We start from the raw sequence: 16441 nt of genomic DNA on the forward strand, positions 1-16441 counted from the left end.
ACTCGCCGGCGTACCCCAGCCCCACGATGAACCGATCAGCACCTTCGTTCAAGTCGTTCCGACGAGCCAAGATCGCTCAAAACACGAGTCTCCGCCGTTAATCCTTGGCCCAAAACACCCGAGGGTGTCGACAGAAACAGGAAAAATCCGGCAAGGTGTTTTAGGCTTTTGGTATTCGATTCAAATCCGGACCTGCCTGTGGCCGACCTGCAAAGCACAACACGCCTGCTTGAACGCTATCGCGACGGTGAGCAGGCGGCCCGTGATGCGTTGGTTGAGCGTTACCTTCCAATCCTCCGGCGCTGGGCCCACGGCCGGTTGCCCGAGCGCACCCGGGATACCACCGACACGGACGACCTGGTACAGGTCACCTTCATGCGGGCGATCAAGAGCCTGGACCGATTTGAGTCTGAACGGCCGGGAGCCTTCCTGGCTTACCTGCGGACCATCTTTATGAATCTGGTGCGCGACGAGGTGCGGCGCCGCGCGGCCCGCCCAAACACCGAGCCCATGACCCGATCCCTGCCGGCACAGCAAAGCTCGCAAGTGGAAAAGGCCGTGGGCCATGAGGTGATGGAGGCCTACGAGCGAGGGCTGGGCAAGCTGCCGGAAAACAAGCGTATTGCCGTGATCATGCGCGTGGAGTTCGGCATGAGCTTCGACCAGGTGGCCGAGGAGCTGGAAATGGCGAGCGCCAACGCGGCCCGCATGATGGTGACGCGCGCGCTGGAGAAGCTGGCCACCTATCTGCCGGAAGATACCGGCGTCAATTCGTGACCACGGAAGGCGAGGAAGGCCCTAGCGAGAAACAGCAGCAGCTGATGTCGCTGATCACCGAGGCGTTTCGTGGCGCCTCGACGCAGCCGGAGCGAGAGCCCGGACTGTTCCAATGGCGCCACCTCGAGGTCATGGAGAAGATCGGCGAAGGTGGCTTTGGCGAAGTTTACCGGGCCTATGATTCGCAGCTCCGGCGCGACGTTGCCCTAAAGCTCAACCGCGGCAGTGACGCCGACCGGCTGGCTCGGGAGGGGGTGATGGCGGAGGCTCGGCGCATGGCGAGGCTGCGCCATCCGAACATCCTCGCCGTCCATGGGGCCGATGAAGCTGACGGCCGCATGGGCATCTGGTTCGATCTGCTGCATGGCGAAACCCTCGAACAACGATGTGAAACCCAGACTCGACTCGAACCTACTGAGGTGCTCGCGCTCGCTCTGCCGATCGCCTCCGCGCTAAGTCTGATCCACACCCGGGGACTGGTGCATGGCGACGTCAAGCCGGCCAACATCATGGTGCTGGATGACGGTGCGCCCATGCTGATGGATTTCGGCGCCGCCACCGAACCGCTTCGGCCGCAGCTGCAAACGGCCGGTTCGCCCCTGCTGATGGCGCCCGAGCAATTCACCGGCGCATCAGCCTCGCCGGCCTCGGATGTGTATGCCCTGGGCGCAACGCTTTATCGTCTGCTGGCAGGCCGGTATCCGCTGACGGCAAATTCTTTTGATGAGCTTGCCGACCTGCACGACTCAGCGACAAGACCTGAACTAACAGACCTGCCCAGAGCTTGGCGCCCGCTGCTCGCAAGGCAGCTGGATCGGGACCCCGCCAACCGACTTAACGCGTTGCAGGTCGAAAGCCGTTTACGATTTATCGCCGAGGCGCCGCAGCGGCGCCGGCGAAGGGCCGCGCTTTCGACGGTGATCGGGTCGCTGGTGGTCGCGACTACCGTCGCCGTGATCGCCGCGCGCGTCCAGTCGCAAAGCCAGCAGCGCACGGAGGCGGTCAAAAATACGCTGGTAGAGGCGATCCAAACGGTTTCGCCCATGCGCAGCAGCAGTCCTGGCACCATCCAGAATCTTTATCAGAATCTTCTGAGCCTGGCCGAAACCCGACTCGAGCAGTTTCCGCGGGGTCAGGCGGACATGATGCTGTCAGCGGCGGAGGCGCTGGCGGGCTTTGGCGATACCGAAAAGGCGATTGCCGGGGCTAAGCGAGGTGTAGAACTGCTGGAAGCGCAGCCAGATACGAGCCCACACTCGCTGGCCACCGCATACAACATGCTGGCAACGGCCTACAACCAGGCGGAAGACTACAGCGCTTCGCTTGCCATATCGCAAAAGACGCTCGCGGTTCTTGAGGGGCAGGACTTTAAGACGGCGCCGGAGCTAACGCTGGTTGCGCACAACAAGATCTACTTTGCGCTGGACGGATTGGGACGTTGGCGAGAAGCGCTATCCGCGCAGCGAGCGCTGTTGTCTGCCCGGAAAGATCTCTACGGCGAGGACAGCATGCGCATGGCCGTCGACCACCATAATCTGGCCACAACGCTGATCAATGTCGGCGATTATGCGGAGGCGGTTGGACACTCACAGCGCGCCGTCGAAATCCTAAGGGCAAACGGCCACGCCGAATCAGCGCGCATGGGGATTGCGCTCGGCGCGCTGGGCCGAGGCCAGCTGAGCCAGGGTGACCTTGCGGCGGCCGCCGAAACTCAAGCCCGCGCCCATGCGCTCCTGGAGAGCTTCTTTGGCCCGGATCACCGACGGGTCCTGGGGCTCGAGATTCTCAAGGCCCGAATCGATATCGCCCAAGGCGAGAAAGATCCGAGCATCAACAGGCTGAAGGAACTTGAGAACGCTGAGGCGCTGACTGAACTAGACCGTTTTCAGCTGCGACGCGTGCTGGCGGATGCCGCTGCGGACAACCAGCAGTGGGCTGAGGCAATAGCCTACTGGGATAGAGCGCTGGCGGAGCTGCCCGACGCGGAACGCCCTATCCGACAGGTTCTGGTTTCCGCACGTGCCTATGCAGCCTTTCGGGCAGGCATGACCGAGACGTCACCGTTGCCCGAGCTGAATAGCGCGCTTGCGGCGCTCACCGATCAAGGTCTTGACAGCGTCTGGGGCACCGAGCGCCTGCGTAGCTGGGTCGACACACTGCCCTAGCGGATGGCAGCCTCTTTGAGCTGCTGGTCCATGGTTTCGAGCTGCTCGAACCAGGACTCGGGTGTGTCCTCGTTGGCCAGGTAGGCACGTCTCGCCAAACCGGCATGATGCTGCGCCTTTGAAACCTCTCCAAGCTGCTGACGCGCCAGCGCCACCTTGTAATGAAATCGCCCGGTGTAAAGATGCTCTTCGCCGTAGGCCTCTGGCGCCATATCGGCGGCGGCCTGGAGTTCAACCACCGCCTCGGCCAAGCGCTTGGCGTTCAGCATCAAACTACCGTAATTGTGGCGAAGCACGAGCGTCTCAGGATGTTCCACACCAAGGTTTCCTGCGATCATCCGATAAGCCTCCCCGGACGCCTCGACTGCTTTATCCAGGTCCCCCAGCAGCTCATAGGTCTGGGCCAGATTTCCCAGCGCGATTGCCAGGTCGGGATGCGCGTCACTGATTTCCCGATGCAGCTCGATGCTTTTCTCGTAGGCCTCAACCGACTTCGAATAGCTCTCCTGATAGTCGTAAACGACCGCCAGATTGTTGTAGAGCACGGCATGATTCAGCGGATCGATCGTGACACCCTGCGCGATCAGCGTCTGCGCCTCAAGCCCTAGATCAACCGCCTCGTCATAGCGCTCGAGATTGGGCAGCAGCCCCGTCAGTCCAATCAGCGTGTCCATATAAACGGTCCGACCGAGCGTCGATGAATCCTTCGCAGCGAGAGCTTTGGCCTTCTCAAAGGCCGTTCGGGCATTCTCAAAATCACCCTCATTCCAAAGAATCGTACCCAGCTGCGCGTGCGCTTTGGCCTCGTTGCGAGGTGGGCCATGCACTTGAAAGTGCGCGAGTGCGAGCTGCAGCTGCTCCCGTGCCGCTTCCACCTTAGCCTGGCCGGAAAGCGCGATCCCGATCGTGTAGCGCAAGTCCGCCTGGAGTGCTGGCTGTCCGGCAAAATCCGAATCGATGCTTGGAATCGATCTCAGCACCGCGTCGGCAACGGTCGTTTCGCCGCCGCTTTGGAACGGATCTGATGTCGATATCATGTCCAGCAGAAACGACTTCGCCGCCTCGGCGCGATCAGCCTCTTGCCGGGCCATGCGCGCACTCTGGGTCACGCTAATTAGCGCACCCGACAGCGCGATGATGACCACCGCAACCGCAATCGACACCGTCCGATGGCGCTGAAGAAACTTGCCGGCTCGATACAGGCGGGATGCGCCACGCGCGTTGACCGGGTGTCCTGACAGGTAGCGCTCAATGTCCCGCGACAAGGAGCCGGCCGAGCGATAGCGCCGATCGGGCTCCTTGCTCAGGGCCGTCATCACGATCCGATCGATGTCTCCCCGAAGCTGACGCTTGAGTTCGCCGGCGGTGGTGAGACCCAGCGGCGGAGCTGATCGACGTTTAGAAACCCGCTCGCTGGGGTCAGCAGGAATGGTATGGCAAACCGTACGCTCCACCTCGGCGGGCGTGAGCGTTGAAATTTGGTAGGGGCGAACGCCAGTCAGCATCTCGTAAAGCATGACGCCCAGCGAATAAACGTCGGTGGCCTGGCTCACGTTCTCACCCAGCACCTGCTCGGGGCTGGCGTACTCAGGCGTCAACGCCTGAAACCGGGTCAACGTCTTGCCGTCGGGCAGGCCAAAGGCGCCAGGATCGATAACTTTGGCGATGCCGAAATCGATCACTCGAGGTTCGCCGTCTTCGTCAACCAGCACGTTTCCGGGCTTGATGTCCCGATGGATGATGCCTCGATCGTGCGCTACCTCCAGCGCGTCGCAGACTTTTTGCAGCAGCGCCAGGCGGCTGGGGACATCGAGCTTCTGTTGAGCACAGTAGGCGGTGATCGATTGGCCTCGAATCAGCTCCATGGCGACGTAGGGAAGACCGCTGTCGGTGGTGCCACCGTCGATCAGTCGCGCGATGCCCGGGTGCTCGAGGGTTGCCAGGATCTGCCGCTCTGCGTGGAAGCGCGCCAGCATTGGCCCGGACATGCGCTGGGTCTCGAAGACCTTTACCGCCACCTCCTGCTCAAACTCTCCGTCAGCCCGCCGGGCACGAAACACACGCCCCGCGCCACCGGCACCAATTTCCTCGAGCAGTTCGAACGAGCCAGCGCGATCTCCGGGGCCGGCCAACACGTTGGGCAGCACCGGCTGATCCAACAGGCTGTCCTTAACCTGGTCAGCAGCCAGCAGCTTAAGCACCAGCGCCAGGAGCTCTGGTTGCTCCTGGCATTCGGCCGCGAGCCAGCGATAGCGGTCGGCCTCCGGCTGCTCCAGGCTTTCGTTGAACAGAGCCAGCGCCCGGCGCTGGGTGTCTTGTGACGTAGCTGTTTCCAACGGTCTGGTCCGCGTTGGTTAGCCCTCAGTTTAAGCGAAGCGCCAAAGCGTGTCCGTCCCGCAATCGGCGACGATAAAAATCTGCGGCGGTGGATTTCTTATGTGTCGCTACGCGAGCCCGTACTGCCGGTTCAAGGAAGCGCTTTACCGTTTCATCGCCGCCATTGCCGATTCGTCGCGTCAGCCTGTCGTGAGCCAAAAGTCTGTGCACACTAGTTGCCGTATCCACAACCAATAGGCAGCAACCGCATGGCAATTTCTTCTTTTGCACGCTACACCTTCGTTCTCGGACTCAGCGTTGGTCTCTGGTCTTCGCCGATGTCTGTGGCTGCCGAAACCACCGGGGCCAATCCGCTCCGCATCGAAATCGTCAATATCGAAAGCGCTAAGGGAGCGCTCCGCCTGCAGATCCTCGACAGCAAGGCCGCTTTTGGTGGATCCGGCGGTTCGGTGGCGGCGTTCATCGTGCCGGCGGTTGAGGGCTCCGTTGAACTGAGCCTAAATTCGCTCCCGGCAGGCGAGTACGCCATTCGCGTCATGCAGGACACGGACGGTGACGGCGAGCTGGGGACCAACGCGATTGGGATGCCCAACGAGCCCTGGGGCATCTCCAACGACGCGGTGGGCCAGTTTGGGCCGCCCAGCTGGTCGGACGCCAAATTTTCGCTACCCGAAACAACGCAGCAAACGATCACGCTCCGCTAATGAATCGGCGCGACTTTCTCTCACGCCTGGCGACCGCATCAGCGGCGACAACTTTGGGCTTGCGAAGCGCCAACGCGCTGGCGGCCGATTCCTGGTTCACCGATTACCACAACGCCGCGGAGCGGGCGCCCTGGCTCCTGGCGTATCGCAGCGTCGAGCGGGAATCATTCGCGGCGGAGGTCGCGGTTGAGGGACAGTGGCCGAAATTATTGAACGGCGTTCTTTACCGCAACGGCCCTGCACAGCACGATATCGGCAACTACCGCTACCGCCATTGGTTCGATGGAGACGGCTTGGTTCAGCGTTTCGAGGTGACCGAAGGCAAGCTCCGTCACGCGGGCCAGATGGTGCAGACCGCCAAGCGTCGCCGGGAGCAATCACTAGGGCGAGCGGCGCTACCCGCGTTTGGTTCCTCGCCACCCAACGGTGTTGGCGTGGCGAGGGCTGACGATCTGAATCCGGCCAACATCAGCATGCTGTGGCATCACCAGCGTTTGATGGCGCTATGGGAGGCGGGGTCTCCGCACGAGATCGAGCCGACAGACCTGTCGACCCGTGGCCTTCACCACTTTTCCCAAGAGACCGCTGGCCTGCCCTTTTCCGCGCATCCCAAGGTCGAGCCTGACGGCACGCTGTGGAACTTTGGGTATGCAAGCGGCAGCGGTCGCATCGTCCTTTGGCATCTCAACCGGCGCGGTGAGGTGGAAAACCTGAAGGCGCTCTCGGTCGGTCCAACCGGCATGCCGCACGACTTTGTGGTCACCGAGCGCTATATCGTGCTGCTGTTGGCGCCGGTGCACCGAAAGGAGGGAGAGGCGACCCATCGCGGCTTTCTGGGCCTGCATCGCTGGCACCCGGATCTGCCGTCGCGGGTGCTGGTGGTCGACAAACACCGCCTTGAGCTAGTCCGCGAACTGGAGCTGCCCGCCCAGTGGATCTTTCATTTCGGCAATGGGTTTGATGATGGGAACGGCGTGCTCCGTTTTGATGCTGCTCGCCACGGCAATCCGAACGTGATGTTCAACACGCTCAGCGACGTCATGCGCGGGCGATGGACGCCCAGCGAACACGCCCGCTGGTTTGAGTACAGGCTGGACCTGAACACGGGGCGGGCCAGCGAGACGCTCGTCCTTGGGCCATCGCTGGGCGTCGAGTTCCCCACGGTTCACGGCAGTGAGGTTGGCAGACCCCACGAGCGCGTTGTGATGTTGAGTGGCGACGCCAGCCGGACGAGCCAGCCCGGCGACCTGAACCAGGTGAGCTGCTGGAACCGGAACGCGGATAGGCTAGATACCTATCGCTATCCCGCTGACCATATGGTCGAGGAGCATCTGCTGGTCAGCGATCCAGCGGCCAAGCAGGGCCAGGGTGGCTGGATTGTCGGCACGGCGCTGGATTGCGCGAAGCAGGCGACGCGCCTCAGCGTTTTTGCCGCCGACCGGCTGGCGGATGGGCCGCTGGCGCAGGCGACCCTGCCCTACGCGCTGCCGCTGGGCCTTCACGGCACTTTTGTTCCCAAGACAAGCAGCGGTTAACGTTAGCCGGATGAATCGTTCGATGAAACTCGGCCGGCCCGCGACCACCGAGGCTGTGAGCACGGCTCAGCGCGCTGCCCGCTTTCTGAGAACCGGCGTTTACTGCGTGGCGGTTGCCGCACTGCTTGCGTATCTCGGCATCAGCGATTTTTCTGCAGCGCTGCTGGTGTCGTTTTGCGTGGGTTTTTCCATCACTGCAGCATTTACCCTCCTGCAGACTCGACTGGAACAGATGCTAGGCCCCTGGCTGAGCGCGGCCTCGCTGATTGTGGTCGGCGTTGTGTCGGGACTGATGATTTCAGGCGCATTGCGGTATGGGGATCCGCTGATTCTGATCGTCGCCAATCCGGGGACGCTGCTGCTGTGTCTGGCCCTCGGCATCGGCGGCTATCTGGTTGTCGGTACGCGGGGGCGACTGCTGCAGAGCCGGGTCCGTATCGCCGAGCTCGAGCGCACCCAGGCCCAGCAGGCTCAGCAGCTCGCCGAAAACCAGCTGAAGCTGCTCCAGGCCCAAATCGAGCCCCACTTTTTGTTTAACACGCTGGGCAATATTCAGGGTCTGATCGATTCTGACCCCGCCACGGCACAGCACCTGGTGGAAAAGCTCACCGCCTTGCTGCGGCGCAGCCTGACCCAAACGCGAACGAAGCTGATCAGCCTGCGGCAGGAGAGCGAGCTGGTCCGCGACTACCTGGCTATCCAGGTGATTCGCATGGGTGGCCGTCTGACTTTTGAAATCGAGCTAGCGCCGGATGTTGAGGGACTCTCGATACCCCCACTGCTGCTTCAGCCGCTGGTGGAAAACGCGATTACCCACGGGATTGAACCTCGTAAAGGCCCTGGCCACGTCTCGGTGATCGCACGTCGCGATCGTGGATCGCTGCAGCTTCGGGTGGTGGACAACGGTGTGGGCCTGACGCCGACCGGCAGCCCTGCATCGGGCACCGGGACGGCATTGGCGAACATTCGCGCGAGACTGCAGGCCCTCTATGACGGCGACGCAACGCTCCGCCTGCTCGAAAACCCGCCGGCTGGCGTTTGCGCAGAGCTGCGACTGCCTGTCGATTTGCCGGAGAACTCTTAGGGATGGCATGTGTGGTAGTCGCTGACGACGAGCCGCACGTTCGGCGACGCCTCATCAGTCTGCTGTCATCGGTGTGGCAGGACCATGGGCACGGCGGGCTCGAGGTGGTCGGCGAAGCCGAGGACGGCGAGCAGGCGGTAGAAATGATCCAGCGGTTTCAGCCGGATATCGCCTTCCTCGATATCCGGATGCCCGAGCTGTCGGGGCTAGAGGCGGCGCGGCGCCTGGCCGACCAGCCGACGCCTTGCGGAACCCTGCTCGTTTTTGTCACGGCCTTCGACGATCACGCGATCGAGGCATTCGAGGCCAGCGCCGTCGACTACCTGCTCAAACCGGTTGCGCGCCAGCGGCTCACCCAAACCGTACAACGGCTCTCCGAGCACCTGAGCAGCGGCAACACGAACAGGACACCTGCCGCAGAGTCAACGGCGGCTGACCCGATTGGCGATCTCCTTAAGCGTATCGATGAACTGCAAAGTGCTCGGTCCGCGCCGCCGACGCTGAAATGGCTGCGGGCATCTCGCGGCGACGAGGTCGAACTGGTTGCGGTAGACGACGTGATTTATTTCCAGGCAGGCCAAAAATACGTGGCGGCGGTCACGGCGGAGAAAGAACATCTGCTGCGCATCAGCCTCAAGGAGCTTGTCGGGCAGCTCGATCGGGAGAAGTTTTGGCAGATTCACCGGGCGATTATCGTCAACGTCAGCCAGATCAAAAGTGCGCGACGAGACCTGCGAGGCCGGTACGTCCTTCAACTCCACGACCGAAAAGAAACGCTCCGCAGCAGCCTGGCCTATGCTGACCTTTTTCGCTCCATGTAGTCCAAATTATGAAATGAAACGTTGCGCAGCTTGCCGTTCCTCGGGCTCGCTCACTATAGTTTGAGGCGTCGCAAAGCGGAGGTCCGCTCGTGTGACTCTGGACTTTTTGAAACCGACAGATCGCTTACGCTGCAATCAGAGGCCGCCATGAAAATTGCCATTCCCGATTTGATTTCAAACTCCTATTTCCCGGCGGCGGCCGCCGTGGAACTGGGCTTTTTCCAAGAGGAAGGGCTCGACATGGAGCTGGAGCTGATTTTTCCTTTCGATCGCACGCTAGAGGTGATGCGGGACGGTGGCGTCGATTTCGTCGGCGGATCAGCCCACAGCGTACCGCACGCGTTTCCAAGCTGGCAGGGTGCCAAAGTGCTGGCATCACTTGCTCAGGGCATGTACTGGTTTTTGATCATGCGTTCAGATCTCAACGCCACCCACGGCGACATATCCTGCGTCAAAGGCCGCACGATCGGCGCCGCACCGCTGGTGGATCTTGGACTCAAGCAGCTGCTGATCGAGTCGGGTATTGACCTGGAGGCCGATGAGGTGAACATTGCGCCGGTACCCGGTGCGTTTCTTGGCGACAGCAAGAACTTCGGCGTTGCCGCGGCCAAAGCGCTGGAAGCGAGCCTGATCGACGGCTTCTGGGCCAACGGCATGGGGGCGGAAGTCGCCATCCGGCACGGCGCGGGCACGATGGTGATCGACGCCCGGCGCGGAGACGGACCCCCGAACGCGTTCAACTACACGATGCCCGCGCTGATCACGACCGATAAACTGATTGAAGAGCAGCCCGATGCTGCCCGAGCCGCAATCCGCGCGATCAAGAAGACGCATGCGGCGCTAAAAGAAGATGTCACCTTGGCAACCGAAGTTGGGCGCAGGCTCTTTCCCGAGGAAGAAGCCGCGCTGATCGCCGACGTGGTCACCCGCGACCTTCCTTACTACGACGTCGCTGTGTCCGAGGAATTTGTTTTCGGGATGAGCGCTTTCTCCCAGGCCCAGGGGTTGATGACTGACAACGTCCCCTATGACCGGGTGATCAACGTGGACCTCACGACGGAATGGGCCTGAGTAGGGATTACTGAATCGACAGGGAGTAGCGGTAGCCCTCGATCATAGCGGCGCGCATCAGGTAAGCCTTGCGCTTAACCGGGTGGCCAGCAGTTGCACGCAGCTCCTCGTAGAATTGCTGCCGCACCTGTGGATCCTTTTGCTCGATGTTCTTTTTGTTTTCGATAGTCTGGCGCTGCAGATATTCACTGGCCACCGTTCGGCGCTGACGGTCATACAGATCCAGCAACGACTCGTCGCCGCCTTCGTGATAGATCTGCCGGAGCTTATCGGCCAGGTTGAACACGTCATGAAACCCGAAGTTCATGCCCATGCCACCCAAGGGGTTATTGATGTGGGCAGCGTCACCGGCCAGCAGCAGGCGGCCATCCCGGTAACGGCTGGCGACACGCTGGTGAACCGCATAAAGATTTCGATGAAAGATTTCATACGGGCCGTCTTTCGCATGAAACCCCTGGATTCGTTGCTGCACCGCAGCCTCGTCGAACAGCGCTTCCTCAGTCGCGTCTGGCTCTGCGGGGAATAGAATTCGCCACATGCCGCTTTGGTTTACTCCGGGAACGCGGAACAGGGCGCACCATTCCTCCGGGTCAGCGATGTAGTTGGTCCGGGCGTAGCCGAAAGCGCCGAAATCAAACGGAGTGCTCAGCACCAGGAATCGCTCACCGTACTGAAAGCCGGTGAAATCCACATTCATGGACTTTCGCACCTGACTGCGACCGCCGTCGCAGCCAACAAGGTAACGACCGCGCAACTCAACTGCCCCGTCCGGTGTTTGCGCGGTCGCTGTAACGCCACCACCATCCTGCGCGACGCTGACGAGCGTGTGCTGACGCCGCAGCTTGTCGCTGTGTTCAAGGCCGAGATACTCGTTGATGAGCCGGCACACCTTGTGCTGCTCCAACATCAGGCGGTAGGGAAAGTCCGTTTCATCGTTCAGCGTGCTGAGGTCAAACTCAGCCACGACGCCCTGACGCCGGTCGCGGAATTGAAAGGAACTGACGATGCTGCCTTCGCTTTGCAGCAGGTCTATCAGTCCAACACTTCGAAATAGTTCCAGACTCGGCGGGTGGATGGTGCCCGCGCGAGGATCCTCAAAAATGTGGTCACCCGCCTCGAGCATCACATAAGGGATGGCGTGGTGCTCCAAGGTGGCGGCCAGCGTGTACCCAACAGGGCCTCCGCCCACAACGATGACACGGTTATCCAAGATTTAGGCCGATGTTCCGTACTCGAGAGGTCTTCGCAGCGACGCTCAGTCGCTTTTCGCCGTCGCCTCAATCAGGTAAGCGATGAGGTCAGCGCGATCCTCCGGCGCCCCAACGCCGGCGAAGATCATTCGATTGCCCGGAAGGAACTCGCTTGGCGAGGCCAGCCATTCATCCACCCTCTCCGCGTTCCAGACGATACCGGACTCAACCAGCTGCTCGGAATATTCAAAACCCTCGGCCGTCGCGGCGGCCTTGCCAAACAAACCGTAGAGGTTGGGTCCAACCTTGTTCGGTCCACCCTCTTCCAGGCTGTGGCAGGCACGGCACTGCAGGAACTGCAGCCGGCCGCGCTTGGCGTTTGCCGCCGCCAGCCGACCGTCCATCGTCGTGCTGGCTGATGGATCAGCCGGCTGGGCGTCAGCGTCTTCGGCAGGCTGAGCCGCGCAGCCAAAAAAGGTTACCGCGGAAGTCCAAAGCGCAATTCGGATCAGGCCAGCCAGGCCGCGCCGGCTTGAACGTGAGGTGTTGTCAGTCATCGATCGGGTTCTCCAGTGTCGCCAGGCTCAGACGGTTCGACTCTTGATCTCGACCGCCAGATCGATCGCCTTGCGAATTCGCGTATAGGTGCCGCAGCGGCAAATATTTGTCATGGCCCGTGTAACTTCCGCATCGTCGGGGTTCGGATTGCGCTCGAGAAGCTGAGCCGCAGTCATGATCATGCCAGACTGGCAGTAGCCGCACTGCGGCACCTGCACTTCAAGCCATGCCTCCTGAACGGGATGTAGCGCATCGTCCTCGCCAGCCAGGCCCTCGATGGTGGTGACGCTTTTTCCCGCCACCGCGGACAGGGGCAGAACGCAGGAGCGGACCGCCTCGCCGTCAAGATGGACGGTGCAGGCCCCACATTGGGCGATTCCGCAACCAAACTTAGTGCCGGTGAGTTTCAGCCGATCGCGCAGAGCCCACAGCAAAGGCATATCTTCGGGTGCGTCAACGCTTACCTCAGATCGATTAACGGTAAAACGGATCATGTGGTCTGACCCCCAGCGTTCTCGTGTTGTGGTTTCGTCGTCATGTGGCGACCGTCAGGCCCGAATCGACAATAGGCAGCTGCCGAATTCGCCGGCCGGACGCCGCAAAGATGGCGTTGACCAGCGCCGGAGCGACAGCGGGCACCGCTGCCTCGCCAACACCGCCCACGGGCTCCCCGCTCGAAATCAGGTGCACATCAATGTCGGGGACTTCGCTCAGGCGAATGAACCGGTAGTCGTGGAAGTTGCTTTGTTCAACCCGGCCATCTGCGATAGTGACCTTGCTGAAAAGTGCGGCTGACAAGCCGTCGGTGATACCACCCTCCATCTGTGCCAGTACCGTATCGGGATCGAGGGCAAAGCCGCAGTCGTGTACGCACGTGACCCGGTCGACGCTGAGCCGGTTGTCCTCGACGCTGACTTTGATGACCTGGGCGTTAAACGATCCAAACCCCGAGGAAAACGCAATCCCCATGCCTTCGGTCGACTTGAGCTGCCCGTCCCAGCCGGCCTCAGCCGCGGCTTTCTCCAGCACCACGCGGGCGCGGGCATTGTCGCCCAGCAGGTCCAGGCGATAGCGCAGCGGGTCTTGCCCGGCGCGGTGGGCCAGCTCGTCGATGACGCTCTCGCCGATAAAGCCGTTGTGCGACAGCGACACCGAGCGCCAAAATCCGATCGGTACATGGGTCTCAATTTCGGCCAGTTCGATCAGGGTATTGGGAATCCCGTAAAGCGAGTTGATCGCACCGCGCATCAAGATCGGGTCCGGGATGCGCAGCGGCCTGCGCTGAAAGGTCATGACCGAGGGACCGGCAATGCGGGTGCGGATCGCCGCCGGCTTGCCGGACTGATCCAGAGTCGCCCGCGACCGGGCTGCCACCACGGGGCGATAAAAGTCGTGCTGCACGTCCTCTTCCCTCGACCAGACCAGGGTCACCGGGCGGCCTTGGGTTTGCAGGGCTATCTGAACTGCCTGGCGCACAAAGTCGAGCTCCCACTTGCGCCCGAAACCGCCGCCGCAAAAGGTCCCCTGCAGCGACACCTGCTCGAGCGGTAGCCCGGTGAGCTCGGCGGCCAAGGCCCGGGCCGCACCCTGCTGCTGGTGCGGTGCCCAGATCCGGCACTGCTGGTCTTTCACCTGAGCCGTAGCGGTCATCGGCTCCATGCACACGTGCGCGAGAAACGGCAGCGCGTAGTCCATCGTGACCACATCGGTGCTCTGATCGATCACCGAGGCGGCGTCGCCTTTGGCGCCCGGGAAAGGCCGGGCGGGCTCACCGTCTAACGCGGCCTGGAGGGTCGCCGCAATGCTTGACGAACTCCAGCTCTCGTTAGGCTCAGACTCGAACTCAAGCTCAAGCGCCTTGAGCGCCCGGTCCGCTTCCCAAACTGAAGCGGCGGCCACCGCAACGCCGTTTTCCAGCTCGATCACCTTGAACACGCCGGAAGGGAGTCCACCCTCGGGCTGCCTGACCGTTTTGAGGCGACCGCCGAACACCGGCGAGGTGCGAATGCTGGCGTATAGCTGATCCGGTAAACGTACGTCTGCACCAAACTCAGCTCGCCCGGTGACCTTCGCCAGCAGGTCCTTACGAGGCACCGTTCTGCCAAGCAGCTTGAAGTCCTCTGACGACTTGAGAAGCGGGTTTTCCGGAACCGGTACAGCTGCCGCAGCCGCTGCAAGTTCTCCGTAGCTGAGCGTCCGGCCAGTCGCGCCGTGAAGTATCTGACTGTTGCTTGCGGTCAGGGTAGCTGCGGGCACCTGCCAGCGGGCCGCAGCGGCGTTGATCAACATATCCCGGGCCGCAGCGCCGGTTTTTCGCAGCGCGTCGAAGTAACCCATGACCGCGTCGGAGCCCCCGGTGGACTGACGCATTTTTTTGCGCGGATTCCCGAATCGCTTGTCGGCGGTGGCGAGCCGGACGACAACCCGTTCCCAGTCCGCCTCCAGCTCCTCAGCGACGATTTTGGGGAGCGTTGTGTAGACGCCCTGGCCGAGCTCAGCTCCCGGAACGACGATGGAAATCTCGCCGTCTTTGGCAATCTGAATATAGGCGCTGAGCTCAGCGTGTTCGTCGTCTAAGGCGGCGGCACGGCCGGCGGGTGCCAGCACACCCAGCAGCAGACCGCCCGTAGCCGCGCCCGCTGACCGCAGGAATCCCCGGCGACTGAGCTCGACCCCGGTCAGTAACGTGTAGCCGTCACTTTGTTGCTTTTCTGCGTACATTCGCCGTTTGCTCCGGTTATCCAGGCAGGTCATAGTCGCAGCAGCGTCGCCACCGCGGTCCGTTCAGCGGCTTCCATGGCAGCCTCCATGCCGCGGTTGGATACCGCCGTATGTTCGCCGCAGAAGCGCAGGCGGCCATAGTTTTTGGAAAATGCCGGTAGAAAGCTGTGCAGCTGACCCGGCCGCCACTCGGTCCAACTGCCCCCGGCATACGGATCCATGTTCCAGCTTTTGAAGGCTGCGGCCTTGAGCTTGCCAGCCGCGGCCGGTCTCAGCTTCTCATATTCTTTGACCACCAGCTCGCGAGCCGCAGCCTCACCCAGCCGATCCAGACGCTGCGCGACAAAACCCCTGGCCCGGGCCACGAGGCCGGTAATTTCGGTGCTGTCGCCAAACTGGCGCAGCGCGCGTACGTCTCCCAGCGCGGTATCGGTCCACATCGCCGGGTCGAGGCCGTCGTCCTCCCAGAAATTTCTCTCGGGCTGCAGAATAATCTTCGTGATCATCATTGCGGGCAGCACCTTGATCGCCTCGGATAATACCGGCGGCAGGACCGGGTCGAACGCAACCCAGCGCAACGGAGCTACCGGCAGTGCACATACAACCTCTTTTGCCAAATGACGCTCACCGTTGTCGGTCAGCACTTCGACACCTGACGCTGTTTGATTGACTCGGACAACCCGCCGATCGGTCAGCACCTCGCCCGGCAGCTTGCTGGCCATGGCCTCAGGTAAGCGCTGATTTCCGCCCTTGACCTTGGCCGCCAGCGTCCCAAGCTGGCGCTGCCTCGCATCCCAGGTGACTCGGAAAAACCAGGTGAGGATGGAACAGTCATGCGCCGAGGTTCCGCGACCGATGTTGGTTTCATAGTTCTGGGCGATGGTCGCTGGGCTCCAGCCGAGCGATTCGAGAAACGCATAGACCGACCGATCAAAACTGCCGCTTTCGGGCTGCAGCCAGTCCTCGAGTTTTGCCAGCGGATTGTTGGCGCGGACCGTTTTTTCAAAAATCTTGCGGCCCGGGAATTCGCCTTTTGACCCCGCAGGCAACAGATTGCGAGGATCTTCGGGCCACCGCTCCCGCGGAATGATTTTTCCGCCCAGCGCAATTTCGGGTTTCGACAGACCACGGCGCGGCGCGTGATCGATCAGTTTAAGACCCAGGTCCCGGACCGCTGAGAGGACCCTCCCGTACCCGCCAAGAATGCTGTCGCCCCCGGCTTCGGGTGCCCCGGGAAGTTCAGAGAAGCTCTCCAGACGGCCGCCGAGTCGACCCTGGGCCTCCAGGACGGTCACACGGGCACCCTCGCCTGCGAGCAGCGAGGCGGTATGCAGGCCGGACAGGCCCGCGCCGATGACTATCACGTCGCCAGTGGTCGAGGCGCGAACCGCGTTAGACCAGCCGGCCGCGGGCAGCATGCTCCCAGCTAAGGCGGCCTGCAGCACTCTTCGGCGACTGATCGGTCTTGCCATCTTCGG

General features: G+C 61.9%; 13 protein-coding genes. 7 read left to right on the forward strand and 6 right to left on the reverse strand.

All coding sequences use genetic code 11. From position 1 onward, the window contains the following. The first annotated feature begins 198 nt into the window (after positions 1-198). Together AAF358_01985 and AAF358_01990 are read left to right on the forward strand one after the other, a co-directional pair. Positions 199-777: a sigma-70 family RNA polymerase sigma factor gene (locus tag AAF358_01985; GenBank protein ID MEM7704287.1), complete on the forward strand. Its 579-nt coding sequence runs from the start codon at positions 199-201 to the stop codon at positions 775-777. Then, the gene (locus tag AAF358_01990) at positions 774-2942 is read left to right on the forward strand and encodes a serine/threonine-protein kinase (GenBank protein MEM7704288.1); all 2169 of its coding nucleotides are present in this window, start codon (positions 774-776) and stop codon (positions 2940-2942) included. Before AAF358_01985 ends, AAF358_01990 begins: the two co-directional genes overlap by 4 nt. Here the strand turns inward: AAF358_01990 and AAF358_01995 are convergent. Beyond that, positions 2939-5278, reverse strand: a complete 2340-nt coding sequence (locus tag AAF358_01995; protein ID MEM7704289.1) for a protein kinase — start codon at positions 5276-5278, stop codon at positions 2939-2941. The genes AAF358_01990 and AAF358_01995 overlap by 4 nt on opposite strands. A gap of 249 nt (positions 5279-5527) precedes the next feature. Between AAF358_01995 and AAF358_02000 the strand changes: the two genes are divergently transcribed. The 5 genes from AAF358_02000 to AAF358_02020 all read left to right on the forward strand — a co-directional run bounded on the left by AAF358_02000 (position 5528) and on the right by AAF358_02020 (position 10494). Further along, positions 5528-5983, forward strand: a complete 456-nt coding sequence (locus tag AAF358_02000) for a DUF2141 domain-containing protein (protein ID MEM7704290.1) — start codon at positions 5528-5530, stop codon at positions 5981-5983. Next, the gene (locus tag AAF358_02005) at positions 5983-7518 is read left to right on the forward strand and encodes a carotenoid oxygenase family protein (GenBank protein ID MEM7704291.1); all 1536 of its coding nucleotides are present in this window, start codon (positions 5983-5985) and stop codon (positions 7516-7518) included. Before AAF358_02000 ends, AAF358_02005 begins: the two co-directional genes overlap by 1 nt. 22 nt (positions 7519-7540) lie before the next feature. After that, positions 7541-8602: a histidine kinase gene (locus AAF358_02010; protein MEM7704292.1), complete on the forward strand. Its 1062-nt coding sequence runs from the start codon at positions 7541-7543 to the stop codon at positions 8600-8602. Positions 8603-8604: 2 nt separating this feature from the next. Then, the gene (locus AAF358_02015; protein ID MEM7704293.1) at positions 8605-9423 is read left to right on the forward strand and encodes a LytTR family DNA-binding domain-containing protein; all 819 of its coding nucleotides are present in this window, start codon (positions 8605-8607) and stop codon (positions 9421-9423) included. A gap of 147 nt (positions 9424-9570) precedes the next feature. Beyond that, the gene (locus AAF358_02020; GenBank protein ID MEM7704294.1) at positions 9571-10494 is read left to right on the forward strand and encodes an ABC transporter substrate-binding protein; all 924 of its coding nucleotides are present in this window, start codon (positions 9571-9573) and stop codon (positions 10492-10494) included. 7 nt (positions 10495-10501) lie between these two features. Here the strand turns inward: AAF358_02020 and AAF358_02025 are convergent, their stop codons facing one another. The 5 genes from AAF358_02025 to AAF358_02045 are packed head-to-tail and all read right to left on the reverse strand — an operon-like array spanning position 10502 to position 16435. After that, on the reverse strand, positions 10502-11704 hold the full coding sequence (locus AAF358_02025) for an FAD-dependent monooxygenase (protein MEM7704295.1): 1203 nt from the start codon (positions 11702-11704) through the stop codon (positions 10502-10504). Between the two features lie 45 nt (positions 11705-11749). After that, positions 11750-12241, reverse strand: a complete 492-nt coding sequence (locus AAF358_02030) for a cytochrome c family protein (GenBank protein MEM7704296.1) — start codon at positions 12239-12241, stop codon at positions 11750-11752. A 27-nt stretch (positions 12242-12268) separates the two neighbouring features. After that, positions 12269-12736, reverse strand: coding sequence for a (2Fe-2S)-binding protein (locus AAF358_02035; GenBank protein MEM7704297.1), 468 nt, complete (start codon positions 12734-12736; stop codon positions 12269-12271). A gap of 40 nt (positions 12737-12776) precedes the next feature. Next, on the reverse strand, positions 12777-14963 hold the full coding sequence (locus tag AAF358_02040; protein ID MEM7704298.1) for a molybdopterin cofactor-binding domain-containing protein: 2187 nt from the start codon (positions 14961-14963) through the stop codon (positions 12777-12779). A gap of 29 nt (positions 14964-14992) precedes the next feature. Then, positions 14993-16435, reverse strand: a complete 1443-nt coding sequence (locus AAF358_02045; GenBank protein ID MEM7704299.1) for an NAD(P)/FAD-dependent oxidoreductase — start codon at positions 16433-16435, stop codon at positions 14993-14995. Between the last annotated feature and the right edge of the window lie 6 nt (positions 16436-16441).

The sequence above is a fragment of the Pseudomonadota bacterium genome (assembly GCA_039033415.1).
GTDB lineage: Bacteria > Pseudomonadota > Gammaproteobacteria > Xanthomonadales > SZUA-38 > JANQOZ01.